Source organism: Candidatus Poriferisodalis sp., assembly GCF_965208555.1.
In the GTDB taxonomy this organism is placed as follows: Bacteria; Actinomycetota; Acidimicrobiia; order Acidimicrobiales; family Poriferisodalaceae; genus Poriferisodalis.
Genome location: NZ_OZ242342.1, coordinates 2,340,312 through 2,366,799 on the forward strand (window position 1 = coordinate 2,340,312; position 26,488 = coordinate 2,366,799).

Annotated in this window: 22 protein-coding genes; 10 read left to right on the forward strand and 12 right to left on the reverse strand. The window is 68.3% G+C overall.

Annotation, left to right across the window (positions count from 1 at the left end; all coding sequences use genetic code 11):
• Positions 1-3: 3 nt before the first annotated feature.
• From ACOGXE_RS10860 to ACOGXE_RS10875, 4 genes are all read right to left on the reverse strand, one after another.
• A complete protein-coding gene (locus ACOGXE_RS10860) occupies positions 4-2,274 on the reverse strand; it encodes a xanthine dehydrogenase family protein molybdopterin-binding subunit (RefSeq protein WP_419930929.1) in 2,271 nt (756 codons plus the stop codon).
• Between the two features lie 72 nt (positions 2,275-2,346).
• Positions 2,347-2,766, reverse strand: coding sequence for a Zn-ribbon domain-containing OB-fold protein (locus ACOGXE_RS10865; protein ID WP_419930930.1), 420 nt, complete (start codon positions 2,764-2,766; stop codon positions 2,347-2,349).
• Between the two features lie 40 nt (positions 2,767-2,806).
• Positions 2,807-3,979: a thiolase C-terminal domain-containing protein gene (locus tag ACOGXE_RS10870; protein ID WP_419930931.1), complete on the reverse strand. Its 1,173-nt coding sequence runs from the start codon at positions 3,977-3,979 to the stop codon at positions 2,807-2,809.
• A 68-nt stretch (positions 3,980-4,047) separates the two neighbouring features.
• Positions 4,048-5,745 (reverse strand): flavin-containing monooxygenase, encoded by a 1,698-nt coding sequence (locus tag ACOGXE_RS10875; protein WP_419930932.1) that lies wholly within the window; start codon positions 5,743-5,745, stop codon positions 4,048-4,050.
• 114 nt (positions 5,746-5,859) lie between these two features.
• Here ACOGXE_RS10875 and ACOGXE_RS10880 point away from each other — a divergent pair, with 114 nt between their 5' ends.
• Complete coding sequence (locus ACOGXE_RS10880; RefSeq protein WP_419930933.1) at positions 5,860-6,888, forward strand: LLM class flavin-dependent oxidoreductase; 1,029 nt, start codon at positions 5,860-5,862, stop codon at positions 6,886-6,888.
• Positions 6,889-6,954: 66 nt separating this feature from the next.
• Here the strand turns inward: ACOGXE_RS10880 and ACOGXE_RS10885 are convergent, their stop codons facing one another.
• Complete coding sequence (locus ACOGXE_RS10885) at positions 6,955-7,728, reverse strand: gamma-glutamyl-gamma-aminobutyrate hydrolase family protein (RefSeq protein ID WP_419930934.1); 774 nt, start codon at positions 7,726-7,728, stop codon at positions 6,955-6,957.
• 76 nt (positions 7,729-7,804) lie between these two features.
• Here ACOGXE_RS10885 and ACOGXE_RS10890 point away from each other — a divergent pair, with 76 nt between their 5' ends.
• Both ACOGXE_RS10890 and ACOGXE_RS10895 read left to right on the forward strand, forming a co-directional pair.
• Complete coding sequence (locus ACOGXE_RS10890; RefSeq protein ID WP_419930935.1) at positions 7,805-9,094, forward strand: TolB family protein; 1,290 nt, start codon at positions 7,805-7,807, stop codon at positions 9,092-9,094.
• 169 nt (positions 9,095-9,263) lie between these two features.
• Positions 9,264-9,713, forward strand: coding sequence for a GFA family protein (locus ACOGXE_RS10895; protein WP_419930936.1), 450 nt, complete (start codon positions 9,264-9,266; stop codon positions 9,711-9,713).
• A 13-nt stretch (positions 9,714-9,726) separates the two neighbouring features.
• On the opposite strand, the gene ACOGXE_RS10900 is transcribed toward ACOGXE_RS10895, so the two are convergent.
• From ACOGXE_RS10900 to ACOGXE_RS10910, 3 genes are read right to left on the reverse strand one after another with little or no spacing between them, the layout of a single operon-like run.
• Positions 9,727-10,425 (reverse strand): pyridoxamine 5'-phosphate oxidase family protein, encoded by a 699-nt coding sequence (locus ACOGXE_RS10900; protein WP_419930937.1) that lies wholly within the window; start codon positions 10,423-10,425, stop codon positions 9,727-9,729.
• Positions 10,426-10,478: 53 nt separating this feature from the next.
• Entirely contained in the window at positions 10,479-11,414 is a 936-nt protein-coding gene (locus tag ACOGXE_RS10905) for an arpA protein (protein ID WP_419930938.1), read from the reverse strand.
• 4 nt (positions 11,415-11,418) lie between these two features.
• Complete coding sequence (locus ACOGXE_RS10910) at positions 11,419-12,333, reverse strand: NAD(P)-dependent oxidoreductase (RefSeq protein ID WP_419930939.1); 915 nt, start codon at positions 12,331-12,333, stop codon at positions 11,419-11,421.
• A gap of 143 nt (positions 12,334-12,476) precedes the next feature.
• On the opposite strand from ACOGXE_RS10910, the gene ACOGXE_RS10915 reads away from it, so the two are divergent.
• Positions 12,477-13,709 (forward strand): LLM class flavin-dependent oxidoreductase, encoded by a 1,233-nt coding sequence (locus ACOGXE_RS10915; protein ID WP_419930940.1) that lies wholly within the window; start codon positions 12,477-12,479, stop codon positions 13,707-13,709.
• Between the two features lie 42 nt (positions 13,710-13,751).
• Here the strand turns inward: ACOGXE_RS10915 and ACOGXE_RS10920 are convergent, their stop codons facing one another.
• Both ACOGXE_RS10920 and ACOGXE_RS10925 read right to left on the reverse strand, forming a co-directional pair.
• Positions 13,752-14,621: a haloalkane dehalogenase gene (locus ACOGXE_RS10920; protein ID WP_419933514.1), complete on the reverse strand. Its 870-nt coding sequence runs from the start codon at positions 14,619-14,621 to the stop codon at positions 13,752-13,754.
• Positions 14,622-14,727: 106 nt separating this feature from the next.
• On the reverse strand, positions 14,728-15,612 hold the full coding sequence (locus tag ACOGXE_RS10925) for a YceI family protein (RefSeq protein WP_419930941.1): 885 nt from the start codon (positions 15,610-15,612) through the stop codon (positions 14,728-14,730).
• 28 nt (positions 15,613-15,640) lie between these two features.
• Here ACOGXE_RS10925 and guaB point away from each other — a divergent pair, with 28 nt between their 5' ends.
• From guaB to ACOGXE_RS10940, 3 genes are read left to right on the forward strand one after another with little or no spacing between them, the layout of a single operon-like run.
• Positions 15,641-16,720, forward strand: coding sequence for an IMP dehydrogenase (guaB, locus tag ACOGXE_RS10930; RefSeq protein ID WP_419930942.1), 1,080 nt, complete (start codon positions 15,641-15,643; stop codon positions 16,718-16,720).
• A 46-nt stretch (positions 16,721-16,766) separates the two neighbouring features.
• A complete protein-coding gene (gene queF / locus ACOGXE_RS10935) occupies positions 16,767-17,135 on the forward strand; it encodes a preQ(1) synthase (RefSeq protein WP_419930943.1) in 369 nt (122 codons plus the stop codon).
• 52 nt (positions 17,136-17,187) lie between these two features.
• The gene (locus ACOGXE_RS10940) at positions 17,188-19,179 is read left to right on the forward strand and encodes a putative glycoside hydrolase (protein ID WP_419930944.1); all 1,992 of its coding nucleotides are present in this window, start codon (positions 17,188-17,190) and stop codon (positions 19,177-19,179) included.
• Between the two features lie 51 nt (positions 19,180-19,230).
• Here ACOGXE_RS10940 and ACOGXE_RS10945 read toward each other — a convergent pair whose 3' ends face one another.
• Together ACOGXE_RS10945 and ACOGXE_RS10950 are read right to left on the reverse strand one after the other, a co-directional pair.
• Positions 19,231-20,925: an AMP-binding protein gene (locus ACOGXE_RS10945; RefSeq protein WP_419930945.1), complete on the reverse strand. Its 1,695-nt coding sequence runs from the start codon at positions 20,923-20,925 to the stop codon at positions 19,231-19,233.
• 23 nt (positions 20,926-20,948) lie between these two features.
• Positions 20,949-21,881, reverse strand: a complete 933-nt coding sequence (locus tag ACOGXE_RS10950; protein ID WP_419930946.1) for an LLM class flavin-dependent oxidoreductase — start codon at positions 21,879-21,881, stop codon at positions 20,949-20,951.
• Positions 21,882-21,994: 113 nt separating this feature from the next.
• On the opposite strand from ACOGXE_RS10950, the gene ACOGXE_RS10955 reads away from it, so the two are divergent.
• From ACOGXE_RS10955 to ACOGXE_RS10965, 3 genes are all read left to right on the forward strand, one after another.
• Positions 21,995-23,134: a serine hydrolase domain-containing protein gene (locus ACOGXE_RS10955; protein ID WP_419930947.1), complete on the forward strand. Its 1,140-nt coding sequence runs from the start codon at positions 21,995-21,997 to the stop codon at positions 23,132-23,134.
• A 32-nt stretch (positions 23,135-23,166) separates the two neighbouring features.
• Positions 23,167-23,883 carry a type 1 glutamine amidotransferase gene (locus ACOGXE_RS10960; protein WP_419930948.1) on the forward strand — a complete coding sequence of 239 codons (717 nt, stop codon included), beginning with the start codon at positions 23,167-23,169 and terminating at the stop codon, positions 23,881-23,883.
• An 85-nt stretch (positions 23,884-23,968) separates the two neighbouring features.
• Positions 23,969-26,470: a CoA transferase gene (locus ACOGXE_RS10965; RefSeq protein WP_419930949.1), complete on the forward strand. Its 2,502-nt coding sequence runs from the start codon at positions 23,969-23,971 to the stop codon at positions 26,468-26,470.
• The last annotated feature ends 18 nt before the right edge of the window (positions 26,471-26,488 follow it).

Genomic DNA, 26,488 nt, shown 5'->3' on the forward strand with positions numbered 1-26,488 from the left:
TCGCTAGTGCTCTTGCAGGTGCCGCCAGACCCGTTCGGGCGTGCAGGGCAGCTCGACGTGGCGCACACCGAGATGCGACAGCGCATCCACCACGGCGTTGTGCACTGCCGGTGTAGCCCCGATCGTGCCCGACTCGCCGATCCCCTTCGCGCCGAGCGGGTTGCGATCGGTCGGGGTCTCGAGCGGGATCCGCTCGAAGCTCGGCAGCTCCGCGGCTGATGCGATGGCATAGTCCATGAAGTTGCCGGTCAGCGGGTTGCCGTCCTCGTCATAGACGAACACCTCGCCGAGCGCATGGGCGATCCCCGACGCAACCCCGCCGTGCACCTGGCCTTCCACGATCATCGGGTTCACGATCACGCCGGCGTCGTCGCAGGTCACATGGCGCAGCGGCGTGACCTGGCCGGTGTCGCTGTCGATCTCTACGACCGAGAGCTGCACGCCGAAGGGGAACGTGGCGGCCGGCGGCTGGAAATCGCTCTCAGCGTGCAGCTCGCCGCCTTCGGAGCGGATGACATGAGCAGCGATCTGAGCCCAATCGAGTGACCAGGCGGGGGTGCCGACCACGGCGAACGTGCCCGCGTCGACGTCCAGCACGATGTCGGCGGGATCGGCCTCGAGCATCGTCGCGGCCGCCTCCCTGGCCTGCTCGACCACAGCCTGCGCTGCTTCGAAGACTGCCACCCCGCCCGTCTGCAGCGAGCGGGAGCCGCCGGTGCCGCCGCCACGCTTGACCTCGTCGGTGTCCCCGTGGCGTACCTCGATCTTCTCGAACGCAATGCCGGTGAGGTCGCTCGCGATCTGGGCGTATGCCGTGTGGTGGCCCTGGCCGTGATTGGACGAGCCGGTGAGCACCAGCGCCGATCCGTCGTCGCGAACTTCCAAGCTGCCGAACTCGGGCGCGCCCATCGGGTTCGAGATCTCCACGTACGCGCTCCAGCCCAGTCCGAGCAGCCTCGGCGAGCCCGCTAAGCGGCGCCGCTCCTGCTCGGCCCGCAGGCCGGCATAGTCCGCGGCCTCCATCACGGCGTCGAGGGCCTTGGCGTACTCGCCCGAGTCCATGTCCGCGCCGGTCGGTGTCGTGAACGGGAACGCCTCGGGAGGGATGAAGTTGCGGCGGCGCAGCTCGCCCGGGTCCATCTCGATCTCCGCCGCGAACAGGTCCATCATCCGCTCGATCGCCAGCGCCGCCTCCGGGCGCCCAGCGCCCCGGTACGCGCCCACCGGGGCAGTGTTCGTCGTGACCGAGTTCGTGGAGACCGCCACGTTCGGGATGTCGTAGACGCCGGTCGCCATGATGCGGACGAACATCGGCAGTACCGAACCGACCATCGGGTAGGCGCCGGCGTCTTGCAGCGCATCCACCTCGTATGCCGTCACGTCGCCGTCTCGGGTGCCCCCGAGGCGTGCGGCATACGAGATTGCCCGAGCGTGCGTGAAGCCGATCATGGCCTCCGAACGTGTCTCGGCCCAGCGCACCGGCCGTCCGAGACGGCAGGTCAGGCGGGCAATCACGAAATCCTCGACGTACTGGGCGTTCTTGGCCCCGAATCCGCCGCCCACATCGGGCGTGATGACGTGCACCTGGCTGGGCTCCAGCCCGCAGAAGGCGGAGATGGTGTCGCGGGTCTGATGCGGGAACTGGGTGCATGCCCAGTAGGTGAGCCGCTGTGCGCCGGCGTCCCACGAGGCAAGGGCCGTGCGAGGCTCGAGCGGGGCCGCAGTCATCCGGGGGTTGTCAAACGCCAGCTCGACGACGACCTCGCAGTCGGCGAAGGGATCCTGCCCGTTCTGCTGGCTCGGCGGGATGGCGAACACCGTGTTGGTCTCGGCTTCGGGGAACAGCAGACGGTCATTGAGCGCGGCCTCGGCGGTGTCCAGCAGAGCGTCAAGCGGTTCGTAGTCGGCATACACCAGCTCGGCTGCATCGGTCGCCTGCGACTGCGACTCAGCGACCACCACGGCGTACGGTTCGCCCACATACCGCACCCGGTCTGTCGCCAGCGGGGAGCGCAGCATCTGCTGGTTGAGCATGGGCATGCGAGGCGGGTCGGCGCTGAGTTCGAGATCGGCTGCGGTGAAGGCGCCCACCACGCCTGGCATCTGCTGTGCCTCGTCGACGTGGACGGCCGTGATGTCCGCGTGGGCCATCGTCGATCGGACGAACACTGCGTGCAGTGCGCCTTCGCATTCGATGTCATCGACGTACGTGCCGCCGATGGTGAGGAGTTCTGGGTCTTCCTTCCGCTCCACGCGGGTGCCGAGCATGCTCATGGGCAGGGGATCCTCCAGTTGGCGACGGCCGGAGGGTAATCAGCGCTGACCGGTCAAAGGGCGATCGGGCCCCTAGGCCGGGTCGACCCAGAGGTAGGCGAACTCGGTGCCTCGAGGCTCCACCGAGACGCGCACGGGCCGCCCGAGGCCGGCCTCGCCTGGACCCGCATCGCGCAGCGAGCCGACAATGCGAGGGCCCTCGTCGAGCTCCACCACTGCGGTGATGTACGGCAGCTCGTCGGCCCAACCGCGATCGATGGTGAAGTGGTTCACCGCCATCGAGTAGATGCGGCCGCTGCCGGCAACGGGCGCGAAGTCGTAGCTGCGGCTGTGGCACGACGGGCAGTACCAGCGCGGGGGGTGACGGAACAGCCCGCAGTCGGCGCACCGCTGGATGCACAGCGTCCCCGCTTCCAGGCAGACCAGGTGGAACTCGAGATTCAGGCCCTCCGGCTTGGGCACGTACTTGCGGGCCGGCTTGGCTGTGTTCATTGGATTGGGTTCATCGGATCGGGTTCATAGCGGCCGGTCCTCAGCCTCGGGCCAGCACGGCGATGCTGCCGTCGCCGAGGTCTCCGTAGCCGGTCACGACGCCCAGCTCGGCGCCGCGCACCTGTGCGTCGCCGGCATCGTGACGCAGCTGGCGTGTCGCTTCCACCACGTGGTTGAGACCCCAGGCGTGACCTTGGGACAGCAGGCCGCCGTGGGTGTTCATCGGGTAGCGGCCTGCGAGCGAGATGTTCCCGTCGGCCACGAATTCCTTGGCGCCGCCCTTCGGGCACATGCCGATGGCTTCCAGCTCCATCATCACGACGTAGGTGAAGCAGTCGTAGATCTGCAGGAAATCCATGTCGGCCGGCTGCACGCCCGCCATCGCGAACGCCCGCGGCGCAGCCGAGTCCAGGCCGAGCTTCAGCATGTCGGGCCGGTTGGTGATCTCATCGGCGGGGTAGGGGTGCCCCTCGGCGCCGCCCAGCCACAGCACCGGTGCATGGGGCAGGTCCTTGGCCCGCTCGGGGGAGGTCAGCACCACCGCGGCCGCGCAGTCGGTCTCCAGGCAGCAGTCGAACTTGCGCATCGGCTCGGTGATGAGCGGCGAGGCCAGGTAGTCGTCCATGGTCATCGGCCGGCCGCCCATCAGCGCCTTGTCGTTGAGGTGGGCGTGCTCGCGGCAGGTCAGCGCGACCTGGGCGGCATCGGTGGGCTCCACGTCGTACAGGTCGACATAGCGCTGGATGTACATCGAGTACCACTGCACTGCCGAGCGCACCCCGTAGGGCGCATAGAAGTTGCGGCTCACGTCCACGAACGGACCGGCTTCCATGCGGCGTTTCGTCGGGCGGGCATCGGGCCGGGGCCGCATTGCCGAGTAGCCGTTCCAGCCCACGGTGACGACGACGTTGGTGGCGATGCCCGACGCGATCGCCATGGTCGCCGACTGCAGCGCGGCCACCGGGCTCGCACCGCCCATGTGAACGGTGACGGCGTAGCGGATGTCGTCAGCGCCGAGGTTGGCGGCGATCTCCTCGGACGAGATGAATCCCGGGGGCGGCAGGATGCCGTCGATCTCGCTGGGGTCCAGCCCGGCGTCGGCGATGGCGGCCATGGTCGCTTCCAGCACCAGCTCGGGCACGCTCAGCGAGGTGCCGCGCATGTAGTCGGTCTCGGCGACTCCCACGATGGCAGCGGCGCCTGAGATGTCCACGATTCACCTCACCGGAATGGGGAATTCGACTGCGCCCGCCCGATGGCGAACACCGTTCGGCAGCGGCGCTAGGCGGTGCCGGCCAGCTCGCGCTCGGAGCTGAAGGCGACTTCCTGGTAGTCGCCGTCGGCGACCTCGTCGATGCGGCGCTTGTACTTGGGAGCGCCGCCGTTGTACACGAAGTAGCGGATCGTGCCCGCTTCGTGACCGTCGATGTTGGAGTTGTACCCGGTGAACCAGCCCTGCGCCTTGCGCATCAGCATCATGCTGTACATGTCGATGACGTGGTCGGTCCACTCCCGCTCGGCGTCGGCATCGGCCTCGAAGCGGGTGTAGCCGTTCTCCCAGACGAAGTCCATGAGACCGGTGACCCACTCGACGCCGATCTCGATACCGCGGGGGTAGTTGGTGGAGGCGGAGCCGCTCTGCGGGCCGGCAATCGTCAGCAGGTTGGGGAAGCCGTTGACCATCATGCCCAGGAACGTGACCGGGCCGTCGGACCACTTGTCTGCCAGCTTCTGACCGCCGGTGCCTCGGAAGTCGATGCGGTCGAATGCACCGGTCATGGCGTCGAAACCGGTCGCGTACACGATCAGGTCGAACTCGTAGTGCTGATCGGTGGTCTGGATGCCGGTGGGCGTGATCCGCTCGATCGGCGTCTCCTGCAGATCGACGAGTGACACGTTCGGCCGGTTGTACGTCTCGTAGTAGTTCGTCTCGAGCGGCACCCGCTGCACGCCGAAGCCGTGGTCTTTGGGGATGAGCTTTTCGGCCACGACGGGGTCGTCGACCCGCTCGCGGATCTTGTCGGCGATGAATGCTGACAGCTCGGCGTTGGCCTCCTCGTCGAAGAAGATCTCGCGGTAGTTGGCCATCCAGATGCCGAAGCCGGGCTGGCCGTACAGCTTCTCCCACTGTGCACGGCGCTCTTCGGCGGAGACGTTGTTGAATCCGCTGCGGATCGGCTCGTGCACGAAGCCGCCCGGGGTGCGAGCGCATTGGGCGAAGATCTCGTCGTAGCGAGCGCGGATGCCGTCCATCTCCTCGGGGGAGATCTCGCTGTTGTGCAGCGGCGCGCACCAGTTGGGCCGCCGCTGGAACACCGTCAGGTGCTCGGCCTGCTCGCCGATGGCGGCGATGGCCTGCACGCCCGTGGCGCCGGTGCCGATGACTGCGACGCGCTTGCCCTTGATCTCGACCGGCTCGGCGGGCCAGTGGTAGGTGTGGAACGAGGGACCCTCGAACACATCGGTGCCGTCGGGTTCGACACCCTCGATGCGGGGGTAGGTGGGTGCGGACAGCAGACCCAGCGCGGTCAGCAGGAAGCGGCAGCTCAGATCGCGGCCGTCAGTCAGGTGCAGCCGCCACTTGCCCGCCTCGTCGTCGAAGTGGGCCGACTCGACGGTGCAGTTGAACTGCATGTACTGGCGCAGGTCGAACTTCTCGGCCACGTAGTTCAGGTAGCGCAGGTTCTCGGGCTGGCCCGAGAAGTGCTCCTTCCAGTGCCACTCTTCGAGCAGTTCCTCGGAGAACGAGTAGCCGTAGCTGTAGCTCTCGGAGTCGAAGCGGCAGCCGGGGTAGCGGTTCCAGAACCAGGTGCCGCCGAGGTCGCTGCCCATCTCGAGCACGGTGGCGTGAACGCCCCGCTCGGCCAGCCGGTACATCTGGTAGATGCCGGCCACGCCGGCGCCGATGATGATGACCTCGTAGTCGTTCGTGCCCCCGGCGCTGCCGTTCGAGGTGCCGTCGGTCGCTGCAGCTGCCATGTCTGGTCCCCCCAAGTGATCTGCCTCTCACAATAGTCGAACGCGCATTAGGAAATTTCGTGCCGGCACGACGCCGACCGGTCGGCGTGGCCTGGCTGGCCCTAGTCTCCGGCAATGGCTCAACCCCTGCGATTCGGCGTCGTCCACGACTTGCGCAGCCCGCCTGGCAGCGACGTGCCGCTGGCGGAGATGTATGCGCAGGCGCTCGATCAGCTCGAGATGGCCGACGAGCTGGGTTTCGAGCTGGCCTGGTTCACCGAGCACCACTTTCTCGACGACGGCCACCTACCCAACTTCGTGCCGGTGGCCGGTGCGGTGGCGGCGCGCACGTCCCGGATTCGCATCTCGACCGACATCCTGCTGGCGCCGTTCGTCCACCCGGTCCGGCTGGCAGAGGACCTTGCCGTGCTCGACAACATCTCGGACGGGCGCATCGAGCTGGGCATCGGCATGGGCTACGCGGCGCACGAGTTCCGGGGGTTCGGCATTCCCCAGTCGCGCCGGGTCTCGCTCACCGAGGAGCTGGTGCAGATTTTGCAGCTGGCGTGGCAGGGCGAACCGTTCAGCTTCGAAGGCAAGCGCTGGCGTTTCGATGATCTGCTGGTGACCCCTGCGCCGGTGCAGCCGGGCGGGCCGCCGCTGTGGATCGCAGGCATGAGCCGCAATGCCGCCGTGCGAGCCGCCCGGTTCGACACGCACCTGCTGCCCCAGGGTGCACCCGACATTGTCCTGGAGCCCTGGCGGGACGAGCTGCGGGCGACCGGGCGTGATCCCGGCGACTACCGGGTGGGCATCATCCGCTCGGTGTTCGTGACCGACGACCGCGAAGGCGCCTGGCAGCAGATCCGGGCTGCGGAGCGCTACCGGGCGGGCGTGTACGCCCGGCTCTTCGACGAGACGCCCGACGAATTCACGGCGTTCGACCCATCGAAGGGCGCGATTCCCCAGGGCTGGATCGTCGGCGACGAGGACCACTGCATCGCCGAGCTGACTGCGTTCATCAAGCAGTACGGCATCACCGATGTGTGCACGTGGGGCGGCCCGCCCGGCCTGCCGCCCTCGATCATGAACGACTCGCTGGAGCGTCTTGCGCGGAACGTCTTCCCGCAGGTGCGAGCAGCCGTAGAGGGTGACGGCCGCTGAGCAGTCGTGCCATCGGAGTGCGTCAGACGCCGACGGCATCGCTGGCGAGCGCTGCCGGCGCGGCAATCAGCCGCTGGCTTTGTCGACGAGCCAGCGGAAGCAGGGGTCCTGGAGCGCGCCGGTCATCAGCTCGGGGTGCCACTGCACGGCGATGATCGGCAGTTCCGTGTGCTCGATGCCCTCGATGATCCCGTCGGGGGAGTGCGCTGTCGCTATGTAGCCGTCGCCGAGCTGGTCCACCGCCTGGTGATGCAGCGAGTTCACCGCCACCTCGGGGCCGTACATCTGGCGCAGTTGGCTGCCTTCGACGGTGGTGACGGTGTGGGGCGTGGCGTCTGGCGGGCCGTCGGTGGCGGCGTGCTCGGGCAGGTGCTGGTGCAGGGTGCCTCCGGCAGCGATATTGATGAGCTGCGGGCCGCGGCAGATGCCCAGTACCGGCAGGCCGCTGTCGACGGCGGCATCGAGCAGTGCGATCTCGAACGCATCGCGCAGCGGAACGCTGTCGTCGGCGACGGCGGTGCCGTTGTCATTGTCGAATCCGGTGGTGCGCTCGGCAAACGGGTCGATGCCGTCGTACACCTGCTCGTGCAGGCGATCGGCATACAGGCACGCGGCCACGTCCTCGCCGCCGGTGAGCAGCACTGCGTCGAGGCGTGGCACGACATCGGCCGGATCGGCATTGAGCGGCACATGCACCGCTATGGCCCCAGCGGCATGAACTGCCTGGGCGTAGTGGGCGATGTACAGATCCACCTCGACGTCCACGAACACCGGCGGGAAGCCCCGGATGCGTGCGCCGGCACGGCGCCGTCCCGACAGTCCGATCAGCGGTTTGGGCACCGGGCCACCTTAGATGCGCGGATTCGTCCGTCCTCTGACGGGCTGTGCGCGGGTAGCTGCAAGTACGGTCGCGCGGGTGGCGGTGGAGCGCTCAGACCGCGGCGGTGCTGACGGGACTCGGAAGCGCTGGTGGCTGATCGCGGCCGTCGTCGGCGCGCTGCTCGTCGCTGCGGTCGCGGTGAGCTCACAGCTCGGGTCGAACCAAGTCGCCGATGGCGCCGAATCTGGGGAACCGGGCCCAGAGACGAGCGCAGATGCGGTTGCGCCTGAGGAGGATGCCGCGCCGGTGACGACGGCAGCCGCCGCCGAGGCACCGGTGGATTCGGAAGCGCCCGCGTCAGCCGACGAGCCCACCGAGGCCGTCGACGACTCCGGCACCGAGCTGTCAGAGGCCTTCGGAGAACCGGAGCACCCCGTGTCGGGCGTGGAGCCGTACGTCCCCAGCAGGGTCCGGCTCGACGAGCCCGGTCCGCCCGCAGCGGTCTGCAGGGGAGTGCTCCCCGCCCAACGCGTCCAGCTCCCTCTGCGCTTTGCCACCACCAAGCCCGAAGCCCTCGATCATCTGTCGTGGTCGCCGGACTGCCGGCGCATGGTGTTCCGGGTCGGCAGCACGCTGTGGGTCGCAGACGGCGACGGAAGCAGCGACCTGCCATTCCTCACGGCCCAATACGGCCTGAATGCCCCGGTGTGGTCGCCCGACAGCCAGTGGATTGCGTTCTCGCAGGGCGCCATCGTCGACGGAGAGCGGGCTAGCCACATATTCATGATCCTGCCCAATGGCTTGGGCCTTGCCCAGATCACGCACGGGGCTGTACTGGATCAAGACCCGACGTGGTCCCCCGACGAGAGTCGCATCGCATTCGCTCGACGGCTGCAGGTGAGCGAAGCAGACGGCAGCATCCGGTTCGAGCATCGCATCGTGGTGGTGGACTTGCTGGACGGCGCTGAGCAAGTGGTCTCGGCCAGCGCAGAGAGCTTGTCGGCGCCGTCGTGGTCTCCCGATGGCCAAGCCATCGCCTACTGGATCGACGGCGACCTGAGCATGGTGCGGCTCGACGACCTGTCTCAATCCGTGCTGTTGGACGGTGTTGTGGGCGGGCGAGGATCATGGTCGGCCGATGGGACGGCGATCGCGGCGATGACCGAATGGTCGGTAGGTCAAGCAGCTGTTGCGGTCCGGTCGCTGCAGAGTCCGAGCGCCGCCGAGGAATACACGATCGCCGTGGACGGGCCCGCGCCGGCCGCTTCGGGCAGCACACCGACCCTGCGATGGAGCGAAACCGGCGAGCACCTGCTGTTTCACACCACCGACTCACGCGGCGGCCACTGGATCTACCGCTTCGCCGTCCGGCCAGCTGGCGAATAGAGCCGCGGACCGCACAGCCCGGTCACTGCGCGTCGACTCCCGGCCTGAAATGGGACGGTTGCTGGGACGGATCGGTGAAGTGGTGACCGTAGGGCCGCCAAGGCGAGGCCGGGTGTCGTGAGACAATCACAGCCTTGCCGACATGACGACTGGGTTGCGGAGGACGGCCATGAGCGAAACGGCTGAGTCAGTGTCAGAGCCGGTGGCCTCGGGGCACTGTCTGTGTGGTGCGGTGAGCTACGAGGTGCATGGACCGATCCGGCAGGTGTGGAACTGCCACTGCTGGCGGTGCCGTCGCTGGACGGGCCACCACATGGCGGCGACGGGATGCAAGGGCGCTGATCTGCGGTTGATCTCGGATGCCTCCTTGGCGTGGCATCACCCTGCCGACGATCCCAACGTGGCCTACGGGTTCTGCCGGGAGTGCGGCGGATCGCTGTTCTGGAAAGTGGGGGAGGGCAAGCCGCACCAAGTCGACACGGTTGCCATATGTGCGGGCACCCTCGATCTTCCCTCAGGTCTGCACACCGAGCTGGCCATCTTCGTTGACGATGCCGCCGACTATCACTCGCTCGATCCCGCGGTGCCGACCCGGAGCCGCGACGAGCCCTACTCCTGAACGGCCGCCGCCTCTAGCTCGACGGGCGGGTGTCTGGGGTGCGATGGGCGAGGTTGGCGACGGCTGTGGGGGTGGGGATGCCCTCGGTCAGGTCGCCAGCGGGCGTCGGCAGTTCGAACCGGGTCGTGAGCGGCACCACTCCCGCCCACCAGTTGCCGGCCATGTCCTCGGCGTCGTCGACCGGGTCGCCGGAGCGCACCTTGGCCGACGCCTCCGCCAGCGGCAGCTCCAGCACCAGCGTCGCCCGCAGGTCCTCGGCACTCGGCGCCCGTGACGTGTCCCAGTTGGCCACGATGTGGTCGGTCACCAGCTTCAGGGCTCGCTCCTTGGCGGCGGCGTCGGTGATCCGGCGGGCCAGACCGCGCACCACAACGCAGCGAAAGTTCATGGAGTTGTGGAACGGCGTGCGTGCCATGACCAAGCCGTCCAGATGGGTCACCGTCACGCAGATCTCGGTGCCCTCGCCAGAGTTCAGCAAGTGGTTGGCCAGCGCTCCGTGCAGGTACAGGTTCTCGTCGTCGCGGCCATATGCCATCGGCAGCACCAGCGGCCCGTCGGGCGTGTCCACCCCGACATGTGCGATCAGTCCCGCGTCGAGGATCTCCCGCACGTCGTCGCTGCCGTAGCGGCCGCGCTCGGCCATCCGCCGCAGCTTCATGCGTGTCGAGGGGGCCTGCGCGCCGTTCTGTCCTGATGTGTCGGTATCGCTCACGCCCGCACGGTACGCCGCGCACCGACGCTGAGCACGGTCGTTTTTTGGGGATGTCAATCCAGCAGGCCGTCCTCGCGCACGCGGCTGCGCTCGGCTTCTTCGTGCTCGGCCAGGACCCGGCCGAATAGCTGGCGGGTTCGCTCGACTCGCCCGATGACGCCGGGCTGGTGCGTGTAGGCGAAGATCGCCGCGTGGCGAGGCTGCGAGCTCGCAGCAACCCGGGTCACCCGGTGCAGGGAGTAGCGGCCGCGGAAGATCTGCAGGTCGCCGGGGCACAGGTCCAGCGTGTGCACGCCGTCGCGCCCGCCGGCCAGCAGCCCGCCGATGGCGTCGAAACCCTCGTCGGCGGCGGTGCGCACCCCAGGCGCATACTCGAACAGGCCGCCCTCGTCCGCGGGCTGCACCAGCACCGTCACGGCGAAGTCGTTGGTGTCGAAGTGCCACGGGAACTGCTGACCGGGATCCAGGATGTTGGCCGTCAGGCCGGCCAGCGGGTCGTCGTAGCAGTGCAGCTCGTCGATCTCGAGGCAGTCGGCCAGCAGACGGCAGACCGCCGGTGCCCGGAACAGCGTGTCCATGGCGCACACTGATGGCCAGGCATCGCCGGGAATGAAGCCGCTCGATCGCTCGGTGAATGTGTTCACCGGATGGTCGTCGGCGAACTCGGGATTGATCTGTGTGTGGAAGTAGGGGTTGATGACCTGCATCGAGAAGTGGGTCTGCGGCTTGGCCGCGACGATCTCGTCGTTGAGCAGGCGAACTGCGGCCGGAGTGACGAGTTCCTTCAGCAGCGCACAGCCGTCAGCCCGCAGGCCCGTCCGAGCTGTCTCGACGGCACGCCAGTACGCAGCGTGGCACGCATCGTCGGCGGGCAGGTCTCGCCCATCCAGCGGGTAGCGCTCGGTGTCGACCAGGCGATCCAGGTCAGACGCCGCGGCCGGCTCAGCTGCTTCATCGGATCGGAGCGGGCTCTGGCTGGCAGTGCTCATGCCGCTATGCCTCCCAGTGCGGAATCCAGTCGCCGTCGAGCCGCAGCGACAGGTCTGCATCGTCTTCGATGCGGCGCGCCACGCTGAGCTCCGGCGCACCGTCGCCGTAGCGCTCCGCGGCACGGGCGAACGCCGCGCGGGCGGCAGCGGTCATCGGCAGGTCGGCCCCGACGGCGTCCTCCAGCTCGGCCAGCAGGCCCAGGTCTTTGAGGCACAGTCCCAAGGAGAACGACGGGTCGTAGTGACCGGCGAAGATGCTGGGTGCGTCATGACGGGCGACGAAACTGTCTCCCACGCTGGCCTTGATGGCCTCCCAGAGATCGCCGAGCTCCACGCCGTTGCGCGCGCCCACCGCCAGCCCCTCGGCCAGCGCCGCAGCGCCCACGAACCACAACTGGTTCGTGACCAGCTTCGTCACACAGCCGGTGCCCAGTTCGCCGCAGGCGATCACCCGCCCGAGCCGCTCCAGCACCGGGCGCACACGTTCAACCGCCTCCGGCTCGCCCCCGGCGAACAGCGTGAGCGTGCCGTTGCGGGCACCGTCGACGGCACCGGTCACCGGCGCGTCGACCACAGACACACCCGGCGGCGCCTCGGCGGCCAAACGGCGGATCAGCTCGGGCCGGCTCGTCGTCAAGTCCACCCACGTCGATCCCGGCGACAACGCCGCGAGCGCACCGGCATCGCACATCACGGCCTCGACCTGGGTGGGGGCGGGCAGCGAAGTCAGCAAGACTCCGGCACCAGCCGCCGCCTCCGCAGCCGAGCCGACCGCTGTCGCACCGGCCTCGACCGGAGCTTCCAGGGCCTGCGGGTTCAGATCGAAAGCCTGCACGGCATGGCCGGCACGAGCGAGGCGAACGCACATGGGTCCGCCCATCGTGCCCAAGCCGATGAATCCGACGGTTGCTGTCTCCATTGCGGTCTTTGCCCTCGTACAGCCCTCAGACCAAACACTAGTGTCTGGTCGGCCTGCTCTCAGCCTTGAACTCAGCCTTCTCGGGGACCGCGGAAGGCCGCCAACGTAGGATGGCCGACGGTCCGCAACCCCGGAGGCGATCCATGAAGTTCGGCATCTTCTACGAGCTCCAACTGCCGAGGCCGTGGAACGACGACTCGGAGTATGTGCTGTTCCAGCAGGCGCTCGACCAGATCGAGCTGGCCGACAAGCTGGGCTACGACTATGCGTGGGAGGTCGAGCACCACTTCCTGGAGGAGTACAGCCACAGCTCGGCACCCGAGGTGTTCCTGGCGGCCGCGAGCCAGCGCACGAAGAACATCCGGTTGGGCCACGGCATCGTGCAGCTGCCCACCAATCATCCCGCCCGGGTGGCCGAGCGTGTCTCCACGCTCGACATCGTCAGCGGCGGCCGGGTGGAGCTGGGCATCGGCGAGGGCTCCTCGGTCACCGAGCTGCATCCTTTCGACCGCCGCTTCCGCGACAAGCGCGTCGTGTGGGAGGACGCCGTGCGCTGCCTCATGCCGATGTTCCAGGAAGTGAACCACTCCTACGACGGTGAGATCTTCAAGTTCCCCGCCCGCAACGTGGTGCCGAAGCCCTACCAGAAGCCGCACCCGCCCCTGTGGGTGGCCTGCAGCCAGCTCGACACCATCGTCATGGCCGCCCAGCGGGGCATGGGCGCTCTCGGCTTCTCGTTCGTGTCGGCCGATGCCGCCCGGGCCTGGGTGAACGCCTACTACAACAACTACCTCAACCACCTCGACCTGCTCTGCGACTACCAGACCAACCCCGGCGTCGCGGTGGTCAGCCCGTTCATGTGCGCGGAGACCGACGAGGAGGCCCAAGCCAAGGCCGAGGGCTGGACGTTCTTCCAGTTCTCGCTGGTCTTCTACAACTCCCACGGCCCGGTCGAGCCGGGCTCGGTCAACCTGTGGGACGAGTACCAGGAGTGGAAGAAGTCGCCGAAGGGCCAGAGCGCCAGCAACAACGTCGGCCTCGTCGGCTCACCCGACACCATCCGTCGCAAGCTCGAGATGTACGAGGACGCGCACGTCGATCAGCTCATCCTGCTGAACCAGGCCGGCAAGAACACCCATGAGGACATCTGCTCCAGCCTTGAGCTGTTTGCCGCTGAAGTGATGCCCGAGTTCCACGAGCGCGACGCAGAGCACCAGGACTGGAAGTCAGCGGTGCTGGCCGGCGACGTCACCTTGGAGGACATCGACACCGACCTGTACCAGGTGATCACCAACCAGACCCCGGTGGAGAAGCGCGAAGAGATCGAGCGCAAGCAGCGCGAGGCCCGCGCCCGCCAAGCAGTCGGGCTCGGCTAGCTGAACCGCTGGATCAGCGGCAGTGCTGGTTCAGCCGCTTGTTCAGCGGCTGGTGAGCCAGTCGGCGATGGCTTGGCCGATCTCGTCGGGGCTGTCCTCCTGGCAGAAGTGGTTGCCCGCGACGGTCACCTCGGTCTGGTTCGGCCACGTGCGGCAGAACTCCAGTTGCGGTCCGTTGAGGATCGCGCCCGGCTCGGCGTTGACCAGCAGCTTGGGCACGTCTGAGTTCGACAGCCACTCGCCGTAGTCGGTCACGATCTGGGTGACGTCGGCGGGTTCGCCCTCGATCGGGATCTGCCGGGGCCACGTGAGGGTGGGGCGCCGGTGCTCAGGCTCGACGAACGGGCGCCGGTACTCGTTCATCTCCTCGTCGGACAGCTTGCGCTGGATCGAGCCGGGCAGCACCGCCTCCACGAACAGGTTCTTCGTGATGACCATCTCCTCGCCGGCGGGGGAGCGGAAGCCTTGGAAGATGCCGGCCGCGGCCTCGGGCCACTCCGCCCACGTCATCGGCCGCACGATGGCCTCCATGTACGCCAGGCCGCCGACGCGGTCACGGTGACGGTTGGCCCAGTCGAAGCCGAGCGCCGATCCCCAGTCGTGGATCACAAAGGTGATGTTGTCGCCGAGGTCGAGCTGGTCGAGCAGTCCGTCGAGATACTCGCGGTGTTCGACAAACCGGTACGAGTCGGGCCCGGTGTCGTCCAGCTTGTCCGAGTCGCCCTGGCCGATCAGGTCGGGGACGATGCAGCGGGCGTGCGGCGAGACGTGCGGCACGATGTTGCGCCACAGGTACGACGATGTCGGGTTGCCGTGCAGGAACACCACGGCATCGCCGGAACCGGACTCGTGGTACGCCATCCGCTTGCCGTTCACGGTGGCGTAGGACTTGGACAGCGGTGCTGCGGACATGGGTGCCATGCGGTGCTCCTTGGGGCGTGTTTCGCCGAATCGATCAGTTCGGCGCCACATGATGCCCGACCCGCCGGTTCAACGCTGCGCCGGCGGGTTCCTCAGTTCAAGAAGCCCGCTCGAACAGCAACAGGAACTCCATGATCCCGTGGTCCTCGGCGGACAGGACGATCGGGACCTGCGGGACCGTCACGTCGAAGTCCGCGAAGGTGATCTCGACCGAGCCGACCACGGCGATGAGGTTGCCGACCAGCTGTGCCTCGATGTCGACGACCACCGGCTGGGTGATGCCATTCACCGTCAGGTCACCGGCTGCCGGGATGCTGACGGGCTCGCCGTCCTCGACGGCTCCAGCGATGTGCAACGACTCGGTGAGCGAGAACGTCGCCGTCGGATGCTGCGAGGTGCCCAGGGCTCGCTGCACTGCGCCGTCGCGGCGCCGATCGTCGGTCTGCAGCGTGGTGAGATCGACGGTGATCTCGACGGCGGTCACCTGCTCGTCCGCGATCTCGAGGGTGCCGCTCACGTCGCCCGTGCGTCCCACCGCGGTGAAGGCGCCGATGTTCGCCAGTTCCTCGTCGACCCGGAAGCCCGCAAACGATCCGGTGGCCTCGTCCAGGGTGAACTCTCCGGTTTCGGTGTCCACGGCCCACGTGCCGTCGAGTGCGGCGGTCGTCGCGACGGCCTCATCTGAGGACCCGGCTGCCTCAGCACCAACGTCGTCACCTGCAGCGACGAGATCCGCCTCAGGCTCTGGATCGTCCTCGGCCTGCGCAGCGCCGTCACTGTCGCCGGCATCGCCACCGATGGTTGTTGATGTCGCTGCGGGCGCCGGTTCTTGCTGTGCCTGCTCGGCGACCTCGACGGCCTCGGCCAGGCTGACTTCTTCGGGAGCATCGCCGAGCACACGCCAGATGCCGATGGCTGCCGCCGCGGCGATGACCACTAGCAGCACACCGACGGTCAGGAGCTTCCGGCGCCGGGGGCTCATGGCGGGTCACGGTAGCTTGGGGCTGCTCATGAAACTGCGCGACCTGCGAACCGGGCTGACCTTTGACGACGTGCTGATCGTGCCGCAACGATCGTCGATACGCAGCCGCAGCCACGTATCGGTGCGCACCCGGCTCTCCCGCAACATTGCGCTGGAGCTGCCGGTGATCGCCGCCAACATGGACACGGTCTGCGAGCACGAGATGGCGATCGCCATGGGACGCCTCGGCGGCGCGGGAATCGTCCACCGGTTCATGCCCATCGACGCGCAGGCGAGCCAGATCGCAGCGATCAAGCACGTCGACGACGGGGCACTGGTCGCCGGCGGCGCCGTGGGCACCGACCACGACATGGGGGACCGGGCCAAGGCACTGGTGGCGGCAGGGGCCGACGTGCTGGTGCTCGACATCGCGCACGGTCACGCCGATCACGCCATCGACGGCGTGCGCCGGCTGAAGGACCACTTCGACGACGTCGACGTCATCGCAGGAAATGTCGCGACGCCCGAGGGAGCGCTCGACATGGCCGAGGCCGGCGCCGACGCGATCAAGGTCGGAGTCGGACCCGGCGGCGTCTGCACCACCCGGCTGGTGGCGGGGGTCGGAGTGCCGCAGCTCAGTGCCACCGACGAGGTGGTCATCGCTCTGGCAGACGCCGGGCTTGACATCCCCGTCATTGCCGACGGCGGCATCAAGAACTCCGGCGACATCGCCAAGGCGCTCGCCGTGGGCGCCGAGACCGTGATGATCGGCAGCATGCTGGCGGGCACCAAGGAGAGCCCGGGCGAGGTCGAGCAGGGTCCCCACGGGCTGCGCAAGCGGATCCGGGGCATGGCGAGTTTCGAAGCCATCGAGGCCCGTGCGGAGCGCCACGGCGAGGAAATCGACGACGAGTACTTCGAGCAACGGGCACCCGAAGGCGTCGAGGGCACCGTGCCGTACCGGGGCGAGGCGGGCAAGCTGATCGGCGAGCTCATGGCCGGGCTGCGCAGTGCGATGAGCTACACCAATGCCCGCACGCTGGCGGAATTCACCGAGCGGGCGAGCTTCGTGGCGGTGACACCGCTCGGGTTGGCGGAGAACACGCCGCACGCCACCCTGTCGTACTGAAGGCCCCTGCACCGGGCCGCAGCGACCCCAGCCGAGGAAGCCCGCCATGGCAAGCGAACCGTCGAAGGAACTGATCGCGCTGGACGATCCGTACCCGGACCGCGACTACGAGGTGCGCTGCACGACCCCGGAGCTCACCTGCGTCTGCCCAGTGACCGGTCAGCCCGACTACGCCACCGTCGAGATCGCCTACGTGCCCGACCGCCGCATCGTGGAGCTGAAGTCGCTGAAGCTCTACCTGTGGAGCTACCGGGACGAGCCTGTCCATCACGAGGCCATCACGAACCGCATCCTGGACGACCTGGTGACTGCTGTCGCGCCGAAGCAGGCGACGGTCGAGACTCGCTGGCTTGTCCGGGGCGGCATCACGACCACCGTCACCGCTCGCCATCCCGCCGAGGCGTCGCTGGGCTGAATTCGCGACGCCTGACTGAAGCCTGTCCGGTGGCCTCAATACACTCGATCCGATGCCGTTGTTGGCGCCTGCCGACAGGCGCATACTGCGTGAGCTGCTCACCCGTGGGGGTACGGCTGAGATAGGCGAGCTCAGCGCGGCTGCGGCGCTGGACAACCAGGCCGTGCAGGCGTCGCTGGGCACGCTGCAGCAATCCGGCATCGTGGCGCAGGCAGGCTCAGTACCGGGACTGCGCGGCGCTCGCTGGTCGCTCACCCGGCACGGTCATGAAGTCGGGCCGTCGCTGGTCGGTAGCGACCCCGGCGGTGTGGTCGATGGTCAGGAGGCCACCGGCCCAACCGATCCGGCCGAGGGATGGGGCTTCCCGTGGCGGCCGCCCAAGCCCGAGGCTCCGCTGTATGCGACCGGCCTGAGCCGGCGAGCGCGTCGAGTGGCCGATCGCGCCGTCATCGGCATGGCAGGGCCGCGGTCCAAGCGCCGTCGCGGCGCTCGGGCCATCGTCGCGATCCTGCTCGTGGCGGCAACCATCGGTGTGGGCTTCGTGGCGATGAATGCGCTGCGCGTCACCGAGATCACGGTCTCAGGCATCAGCGACGGCTCGATGCTGCGGCCGGCTCAGCTGGCCGGCGCCGTCCTGGAGTTCAGCATCGACGGCGGTGATGCCACCTCAGCGCAGATGCTGCTGGACGGCTTCCCGGTGAGCGGTGTGCAGCGTTACGACAGCCGGATCGTGTGGCCGGTGCCGGAGCTGACCGAAGGCGTGCACATCGTCACGCTTGACGTCGACCGGCGCTTCTTCGGCACAGCGACTGCTGCGGTGACGTTCACGGTCGACGGGACGCCGCCGGAGGTGGATCTGCCGAGGGTCTTGGATCCGGTGACGCTGGGGGAGCCGGTGGTCTTGGCCGGGTCCGTCGAGCCCGGTGTGGCCCTGCAGGTCGGCGATCAGCAGATCGATACGGCATCGGGTTCGTTCAGCCTCACCCTGCCGGGCCCGCCCGGCGGCCCGGTTCCGGTGATCGCCACCGACGCTGCCGGCAACAACACCGAGTTCGACGTCATCGTGCCCATCGGCTACCCGCACACCACGGGAGTTCATGTCACGGCGGCGGCGTGGAACCATGACGGGCTGCGCTCATCGGTGCTGGAACTCATCGAGCAAGGACGCATCAACGCCGTTCAGCTCGATCTCAAGGATGAGGACGGTCGCATCGGCCACCGCACCGATGTCCGGCTGGCCCAGCTGACGGGGGCGTCGAGGGAGCTGTACGACCTGCGGGACGCCATCGACGAGCTGCACGGGCTGGGTGTGCGGGTCATCGGGCGCATCGTCGCGTTCAACGACCCGACGCTCACTCGCTACGCCGTCGCGAGCGGCAGCCTCGACTGGGTCGTGCAGACGCCCGATGGGCGCCCGCTGGCGAAGTACGGCGGATTCACCAACTTCAACCACGCCGTCGTGCGCCAGTACAACCTGGACATCGCAGCCGAGGCAGCCGAGGCAGGCATCGACGACATCTTGTGGGACTACATGCGCCGGCCCGAAGGCGACCTGAGCGGCATGCGGATTCCCGGCTGGGACGGCGGCGACCCGTCACCGGTCATCGTGAGCTTCCTTGCCGAGGCCGGTTCCATGCTGCGCGAGGCGCAGGTGTTCCACGGCGTGTCGGTCTTCGGCATTGCCGCGGACCGCGGCGAATGGGTGTCGCAGGACATCGGCGCCATGTCCGACCACGTCGACTATGTGGCGCCCATGGTGTACCCGTCGCACTGGGGCCGCGGCGAATACGGCGTGGTGCACCCGGAGGCACAGCCCTACGACATCACCAAGGCGTCGCTGGCCCAATTCCAGCGCGTGCTGGAGGGCACCAACACCGCTGTCGTGCCCTGGCTGCAGGACTTCTCCATGCGGGTGAACTACGGCCCTGATGAGGTGCGCGCCCAGATCGACGCAGCAGCCGATCTCGGCATCAGCGACTGGCTGCTGTGGGATCCCCAGGTCACCTACACCACTGACGGCATCCCCGTCTCGTACGACCGGTAGGAGCACTCCCAGCAGGAACAGCGGCGCCGGGCTGGACCGGCCTCGGGCGGCTCAGTCCAAGCGCTCCCGCAGCCGGTACTTCTGGATCTTGCCGCTCGGCGTCATCGGGAACTCGTCCACGATCATCAGCTCTTCGGGCCAGAACTGGCGGGTCACGTTCTGGGAGTCGAGGAAGTCCGTGAGCTCGGCCAGCGACGGTGGATCGCCGGTGGGCTGCACGAAGGCGCAGCCGATCTCGCCGAGGCGCTCGTGTGGCTTCGCGACGATCGCCACCACGCCGACCGACGGGTGACGCAGCAGCACGTCCTCGACTTCCTTGACCGGAACGTTCTCGCCGCCGCGGATGACCAGATCCTTGGTGCGTCCGGCGATGCTGATGTAGCCGTCGGCATCCATGATCGCCCGGTCGCCGGTGTCGAACCAGCCGTCTGTCCAGAACTGCTCGGTGAACTCTCGCCCGGCCATGTAGCCGGCGAACAGCGCGCTGCCGCGGCACTGCAGGTCGCCCTCGACCTCCAGCGCGGCCTGGCCGGATTCGTCGATCACCCGGACTTCGTTGTTGTCCACCGCCCGGCCGTCGGTGAGCCGGCGCTCGAGCGGATCGCTGGGCCTTCCCACAGTCAGCAGGCCGGTTTCGGTCATGCCCCAGCCCGGCATCACCACGCAATCGGGCAGCAACTCGAGCGCACGTTCGAGCACCGGGCGAGGGATCGCTGCGCCCGCACACAGAAATCGCTGCCACGTGGAGAGGTCGTAGCCGGCCAGGTCGTCGACGTTGAGCACATCGGCCAGGAACGGCGTTGCGCCCATCGACAGCTGGATCCGGTGCCTGGAGATGAGACCCACGAACTCGACGGGATCCCACACGTCCTGCATGACGACGTGACCGCCGACGTGCAGCGGCAGCCGCATCCCGTACAGGTAGCCGGTCTGGTGGCCGAGGGTGGAGGCCATGTGGGTGACGTACGCCTGCGGGGCGCCTGCGCCGGGATGCGGCTCGAGGCCCTCGCACACCGTGTCGAGGAAGGCGTCCACGGCCACCGCCAGGATGTTGTGGGTGTGCATGACGCCCTTTGGCACACCGGTGGTGCCCGAGGTGAACATCATCTCGCAGACGTCATTGGGCCCCGGCCGGCATAAGTCGACCGCGGCGCGGTCGTAGGACGAGAACCGGCCCTCCTCGACCAGGTCCTCCCAGGTGATCGCGCCCTCGGGCAGCCACGATTCGTCCCCACTTGCATCCGACTGCAGGGTTTCGGGCCCCGGCACCACCACCAGCTCGGTCACCCAGTCGCAGTGCTCGCGCAGATCGGCGTGCATCTCGGCGAGCTTGAAACCCCGGTAGCTGTCAGCAGTGATGACCACCGTCGGCCGGCCGAGCTCGCTCATCACCGTGAGCTCGTTGTGCCGGAAGATCGGCGCCACCGGGTTGACCACCGCGCCGATGCGGTCGCACGCAACTGCCGTCACCACGAAGTGGCGCCAATTCGGCAGCTGCAGCTGCACGACTGCGCCAGGCCGCACGCCGATCTCCAGCAGTCCCTTGCTGGCAGCGTCCACCTCGGTGCCGAGCTCGCCCCACGTCATGGTGCCGAATCGATCGGTGATGACCGGCTCGCCTGCTCGCTCGGCCGTCCACTTGTCGATCCGGTCGTCGAGCAGCCGGTTGGGCCATGCTCCCGAAGCGCTCAGCTCGTCGATGCGCTCCGCTGCCAGCGTGGTCTCGAAGAATCGCTTTGCGGACATCTCGTGCCTTTCGGCGACTGGGCCTAGCCCTCGCGGAAGCGCGGAAGCACCTCCGCTGCCCAGAATCGTTCACTCTCTTCGATGTAGCTCATGGGCGAGGCGGCGCTCAACACGACGGTGCGCGCGCCGGCGTCGATGTACTCGCGCAGCCGCGCCTCGCAGCGGTCGGGATCGCCCGCGATGGCGAACTTGTGGACGAGCTGCGAAAAGTCTTGCGCGTACTGCTTAGACAGCCGCTCGGCGGCGTACTTGATCGCCGTGTCGTTGTCTTCGTGACAGCAGAAGAACACGAACAGGCCGGGCTCGACCGGCGTCGGGTTGCCTTCGTCTTCCCGGTAGCCGGCGATTGCCTCGATTGACTGCGCGAGCCGCTCGGGCGTGTACATGTACGGCAGCCAGCCGTCGCCGTAGCGTGCTGCCCGTCGCCACGCGGCATCCTGCCTGCCTGAGACCCACACCGGCGGCGGCGATGCCGGCTTGGGAGCCAGCGTGACGCCGTTCAGGGTGTTGAAGCGGCCCTCGAATGTGACGTCGTCTTCGGTGAACAACCGCCGCATGATCTCAAGCGCCTCATTGGTCCGGGCGCCACGTTCGCGCACCGGCACGCCGCACGCCTCGAACTCCGAGGGCATCTCGCCGCCCACGCCGACGCCGAGGTGGAAGCGACCACCTGAGGCCACGTCGAGCGAGGCCGCGAGCTTGGCGCACAGCGCCGCCGGGTAGAGCGGGATGAGCGTGATCGATGTCATCAGCTTGAGCGTGGTGGTGGCGCCCGCGGCCACCGCCAGCGAGATGAAGCCGTTCGAGGTGGGCACGTGGAAGAAGACGTGCTCGCCGGTGGTGGCGTAGTCGTAGCCGAGCGCTTCGATCTCTCGGGCCTGGCCGGCGATGTCGTCGCTGCGCCGAATCGCCAGCCCGAACTCGATCTTGCTGTCGGCAGGTGTGCTGTCGCTCATGACGTCCCCTGTGCTTCCCGCTCTTGTGAGCTTCGCTCACGGGCCGCTCGGGCCCGGGGCTTCCCGTTCGTGTTCGCCAGCGAGAACGTAGCCGCGGGTGCTAGGCCAAGGCCGTGAGCACGACTACTGACGCCGCATCCACTGTCCACAGCACCCGCATCGACGCGCTGCTCGACCGCTGCAAGCGAGAGGTCGAATCGGGCCTGCTGCCGAGCTGCCAGGTGGCGGTCGGCTTCGAAGGCGAGATCGTGGCGCAGGCCACCTACGGCGATGCCACCGACGCCACCCGCTACTGCATCTTCTCGGCCACCAAGCCGTTCGTGGCCTCGACCATGTGGCAGCTCATCAGCGAGGGGCTGGTGGAGCTCGACGCCACCGCAGCCAGCTACGTGCCTGCATTCGGCGAGAACGGCAAAGACCAGATCACGGTGGAGCAGGTGATGCTGCACACGTCGGGGTTCCCGCATGCGCCGCTCAAGCCGCCGCAATGGGACACGTCGGAGTCCCGGCTGGTGTCCATGGCCAACTGGCGGCTCAACTGGGAGCCCGGCACGAGGTACGAGTACCACCCGACCTCGGCGCACTGGGTGCTGGCGGAGATCATCAATGCGGTCACCGGCAACGACTTCCGCGACGAGGTGCACGACCGGGTCACCGGGCCGCTGGGGCTGGGTCGCCTGCTGGGCCTGGCGCCCGACGACCAAGGTGGCATCGCAGAGCTGATCCTGGTGGGCGAGCCGGCGACTCCCGATGAGCTCGAGGCAACCTTCGGCGTGCGCGAGCTGCCCATGACCGAGGTCACCAACGAGGCGATCCTGCGCTTCAACGAGCCGTCGGTTCGCGAGGTGGGCGTGCCGGGCGGCGGGGGCTTCGGCACCGCCGTGGACCTGGCGCTCTTCTACCAGGGCCTGCTCCACAACCCCGATGACCTGTGGGATCCCGCGATGCTGGCAGTCGGCACCGGCGAGGTCCGCAACACCCTGCCCGACCCGATGGGCATGCCCGCCAACCGCTCGATCGGGCTGTTCCTGGCCGGCGACGACGGGATGTCGAACATGCGTGGGCTGGGCCGGACCGTGTCGCCGATGGCATTCGGGCACAACGGCGCCGGCGGGCAGCTGGCCTGGGCCGACCCGGCCACCGGGCTGTCGCTCGGCTACACCACCAACGGCTACGACGAGCACGAGGTGCGCCAGCCGCGCCGCGACACGGCCATCAGCAGCATGGCGGGCCTCTGCACTACCCCTGACTGACCCCTGTCCTGGACGTGGTAGCAACGGGGACGATGCGACTTCTCGTACTGCAGCACATCGACTGCGAGCATCCCGGACGGCTGCGCGACTTCCTGCGGGATGATGGCGTCGAATGGACCGCCGTCGAGCTTGACGAGGGCGAGCCGATCCCGCCGCTGGAGGACTACGACGCCATGTGGGTGATGGGCGGCCCGATGGACGTGTGGGACGTCGAGGAGTGCCCCTGGCTCGTGCCCGAGAAACGAGCCATCCGCCGCTGGGTGCGTGAACTGCAGCGGCCGTTCTTGGGGCTGTGCCTCGGGCACCAGCTGCTGGCAGATGCCTTGGGCGGTACCTGCGGCCCGCAGCGCCCGCCCGAGATCGGGGTGCTGGCAGTGGACCTCACACCCGAGGGCCGCGATGACCCGATCTTCCGCCAGATGGGCGACCGTCAGTTCGCGCTGCAGTGGCACTCGGTGCAGGTGGCTCAGCCACCCGAAGACGCCGTCGTGCTGGCGAGTTCGCCGGAATGTCGGGTGCAGGCAATGCGGGTCGGACCGCGCGCGTGGTCGATGCAGTACCACGTGGAGGTCGAGGACGACACCGTGCGCAACTGGGGGGCGATTGACGCCTACCGGGAGGCGCTGGAGTCCACGCTCGGGCCGGGCTCGCTGGATGCGCTCGCGGCTGACGCCGACCGGTGCATGGGCGACTTTGCCAGCGACGCCGAGCAGCTCTATCGCAACTTCATGGCCGCGGCAGCCAGCTAGCCCACCTGGGCCCCGGCGGACGGCATCGAAGCAGCGACTGCGTACCAGCGTCCGCAGCGTCTGCGAGAACTAGCTTCGGGCCGTCATGGCACAGGGCGACGTGCATCAGGATCCGGTCCGACCCGCGGCCGATGGGGCGCTGGCGGGATTGCGCGTCGTCGACGCCACCGGCGATGCGGGCCGGTTCGCGACGAAGCTGCTGACCGAGTTCGGGGCCGATGTCGTGCGGATCGGCAGGGGCTCACCGGGTCTGCCGCTGGCTGAGCCGGCCGCTGCGGCCCTCGGCGGCGTGGCCGACTGGTGGTACGACGGCGGCAAGCGCCGCTGCGCGGTGGACCTCGGCACCGACGCGGGCGTCGAGGCCTACCGCCGCCTGGTCACGGCCGCCGATGTGGTGATGGAGACCGAGCGCCCGGGCCGTCTGGCGGAACTCGGCATCGACTACGCCGAAGTGAGCGCGGCCAACCCGGCGCTCGTGCAGGTGTCGATCACACCGTTCGGTCGCACCGGTCCCCGCGCCGACTGGCTGGGTTCGGACTTGGTCGCCTCCGCCATGGGCGGGATGATGGCGTTGACCGGATTAGCGGACCGCCCGCTGAACGTCTGGGGACGTCAGGCCTACAACTACGCCGGGTTCGTTGCAGCGACCTGCGCGATGGCTGCGGCGCTGTCTGCACGCTCGACAGGCCGGGGGGCGCACCTCGATCTGTCCGTACACGAGACGGTCACCGGCTCGATCGAGAACCTGTTCATGCAGTACTTCTTCGACGACCTGCTGCCGCTGCCCAAGGTGGCACCGCGCCAGGGAGCGCTGCACTGGCTGCGCGCCTACGACCTCGCCGAGTGCACCGGGGGCGACGGCGGCTACGTCATGATCACGCCCACGCCGACACCGGACCTGCTGCTGGAGTGGATGATCTCTACGGGGGCCGGCGATGTCGAGAAGTGGCTGGGCCTCGAACCCGGCGAGCTGCTGCTCAGCGTGGATGAGGTCATGGATGCCGTCCGGCGCTGGATCCATCCCCAGGACGCGCGTGAGGTGTGGTGGGAGGCGCAGGAACGGCACGTCGCCTTCGGTGGGGTGCTCGACATAGCGGAGGTCTGCGCGAACCCGCAGTTCGCGCACCGGGGGTTCTTCGCCGACGTCCTGCCGCCCGGCGCGGCGGCAGCGAACGGCTCGCGAGTGTCTGATCGTGCTGCATCTGGCCAGCCAGGCCCGGTTCGACTGCCGAGCCGGCTCGTTCGCTGGAGCGACGCCGGTCGCTCGGGGACCCTCTCGCCGAGACCGCCGGCCAGTGCCGACACGCCGCTCGACGAGGTGCTCGCGTCGTGGGCGGCACCGCCCACCGAGGCACGCAATGGCGACACCGGCAGCCTTGCTGCAGCAGCGTCGAGCGGGCACGACGACGACCGGCGCCCGCTGGACGGGATCCGCGTGGCGGACTTCACCTGGGTGCTGGCCGGGCCGTCGGCTACGAGGCTGCTCGGCGATCTGGGCGCGGACGTGATCCGGATGCAGAGCGAGGAGCACTCCACGATCGTGAACTCGCCCGACTTCCCCTACTACTTCGTGTGGAACCGCTCGAAGCGCAGCGCCACGCTCGACATGAAGCATCCGGACGCGCTTGCCGCTGCCCGGCGGCTGATCGAGACCTGCGATGTGCTGATCGAGAACTTCAGCGCAGGGGTGCTCGACTCGTGGGGCCTCGACTGGGAAACCGTCCACGAGTGGAACCCACGCCTTGTCTATGTCTCGATGTCGGGCTGCGGACACGACGGGCCGTGGCGGCACGTCATCTCCTACGCCCCGACCGTGCACGCCGTGTGCGGCATCACGCACCTGACCAACTTCGCCGACCGCGGCGACGTGGGCCCCGGCTTCTCGCTCAACGACCATCTCGCAGGGTTCGCCGCGGCCACAGCGACACTCGGGGCGCTGTACGCCCGTGAACGCACCGGCGAGGGCCAGCGCATCGACATGGCGCAACTCGAAGTCGGCACCTACAGCATCGGGCCCGCCATCGTCCGCCAGTCGGCGGGAGTGGCGCCGCCGCTGCCGCAGGGCAACCGCGACGGCATCGCCGACCACGTGCCGAACGAGGTCTACGCCGCCAGCGACGGGTTCGTGGCGGTGACCGTGACCGAGGCTGCGCAGTGGCTCGCGCTCGTGGGCCTGCTGGGCGACCCCCGACTGGACGATCCGACGCTGGCGACCGAACGCGGTCGGCAGGACCGCCGGACGCTGGTGGACTCGGTACTGGGCTCGTGGATCGCCGAGCGCACGGCGGTCAGCGCTGCCGAAGAACTGCAAGCGGCAGGCATTCCTGCAGGACCGGTGCAGGACTCGCACCAGCTTGTCAACGACGACCCCCAGCATGCCGCCCGCGGCTACTGGCAGCCAGTCGATCACGCGGTGTTCGGTGAGCGGACAGTCGATGCGTTCGGGGGTCTGTGGAATGGCCGCCGCTGGGAACCCCGGCTGCTCAGCCCCACCTACCTGGGCGAGCACAACTTCGACGTGTGGGCCGACGCTGGCTATGGCGCAGACGAGATCGCCGAGGGCATCGGCGACGGTCTGTTCCGCTGACCGACTGACTCGCTGAGA

Bases quoted from the DNA above. Each gene is read 5' to 3' on its own strand.
- ACOGXE_RS10920 (WP_419933514.1), bottom strand. From the start codon at position 14,621: ATGTCCGCAGCACCGCTGTCCAAGTCCTACGCCACCGTGAACGGCAAG.
- ACOGXE_RS10950 (WP_419930946.1), bottom strand. From the start codon at position 21,881: ATGAGCGACAGCACACCTGCCGACAGCAAGATCGAGTTCGGGCTGGCG.
- ACOGXE_RS10905 (WP_419930938.1), bottom strand. From the start codon at position 11,414: ATGAGCACTGCCAGCCAGAGCCCGCTCCGATCCGATGAAGCAGCTGAG.
- ACOGXE_RS10925 (WP_419930941.1), bottom strand. From the start codon at position 15,612: ATGAGCCCCCGGCGCCGGAAGCTCCTGACCGTCGGTGTGCTGCTAGTG.
- ACOGXE_RS10865 (WP_419930930.1), bottom strand. From the start codon at position 2,766: ATGAACACAGCCAAGCCGGCCCGCAAGTACGTGCCCAAGCCGGAGGGC.
- ACOGXE_RS10940 (WP_419930944.1), top strand. From the start codon at position 17,188: ATGCCGTTGTTGGCGCCTGCCGACAGGCGCATACTGCGTGAGCTGCTC.
- ACOGXE_RS10860 (WP_419930929.1), bottom strand. From the start codon at position 2,274: ATGAGCATGCTCGGCACCCGCGTGGAGCGGAAGGAAGACCCAGAACTC.
- guaB (WP_419930942.1), top strand. From the start codon at position 15,641: ATGAAACTGCGCGACCTGCGAACCGGGCTGACCTTTGACGACGTGCTG.
- ACOGXE_RS10910 (WP_419930939.1), bottom strand. From the start codon at position 12,333: ATGGAGACAGCAACCGTCGGATTCATCGGCTTGGGCACGATGGGCGGA.
- ACOGXE_RS10875 (WP_419930932.1), bottom strand. From the start codon at position 5,745: ATGGCAGCTGCAGCGACCGACGGCACCTCGAACGGCAGCGCCGGGGGC.
- ACOGXE_RS10945 (WP_419930945.1), bottom strand. From the start codon at position 20,925: ATGTCCGCAAAGCGATTCTTCGAGACCACGCTGGCAGCGGAGCGCATC.
- queF (WP_419930943.1), top strand. From the start codon at position 16,767: ATGGCAAGCGAACCGTCGAAGGAACTGATCGCGCTGGACGATCCGTAC.
- ACOGXE_RS10880 (WP_419930933.1), top strand. From the start codon at position 5,860: ATGGCTCAACCCCTGCGATTCGGCGTCGTCCACGACTTGCGCAGCCCG.
- ACOGXE_RS10915 (WP_419930940.1), top strand. From the start codon at position 12,477: ATGAAGTTCGGCATCTTCTACGAGCTCCAACTGCCGAGGCCGTGGAAC.
- ACOGXE_RS10895 (WP_419930936.1), top strand. From the start codon at position 9,264: ATGAGCGAAACGGCTGAGTCAGTGTCAGAGCCGGTGGCCTCGGGGCAC.
- ACOGXE_RS10960 (WP_419930948.1), top strand. From the start codon at position 23,167: ATGCGACTTCTCGTACTGCAGCACATCGACTGCGAGCATCCCGGACGG.
- ACOGXE_RS10965 (WP_419930949.1), top strand. From the start codon at position 23,969: ATGGCACAGGGCGACGTGCATCAGGATCCGGTCCGACCCGCGGCCGAT.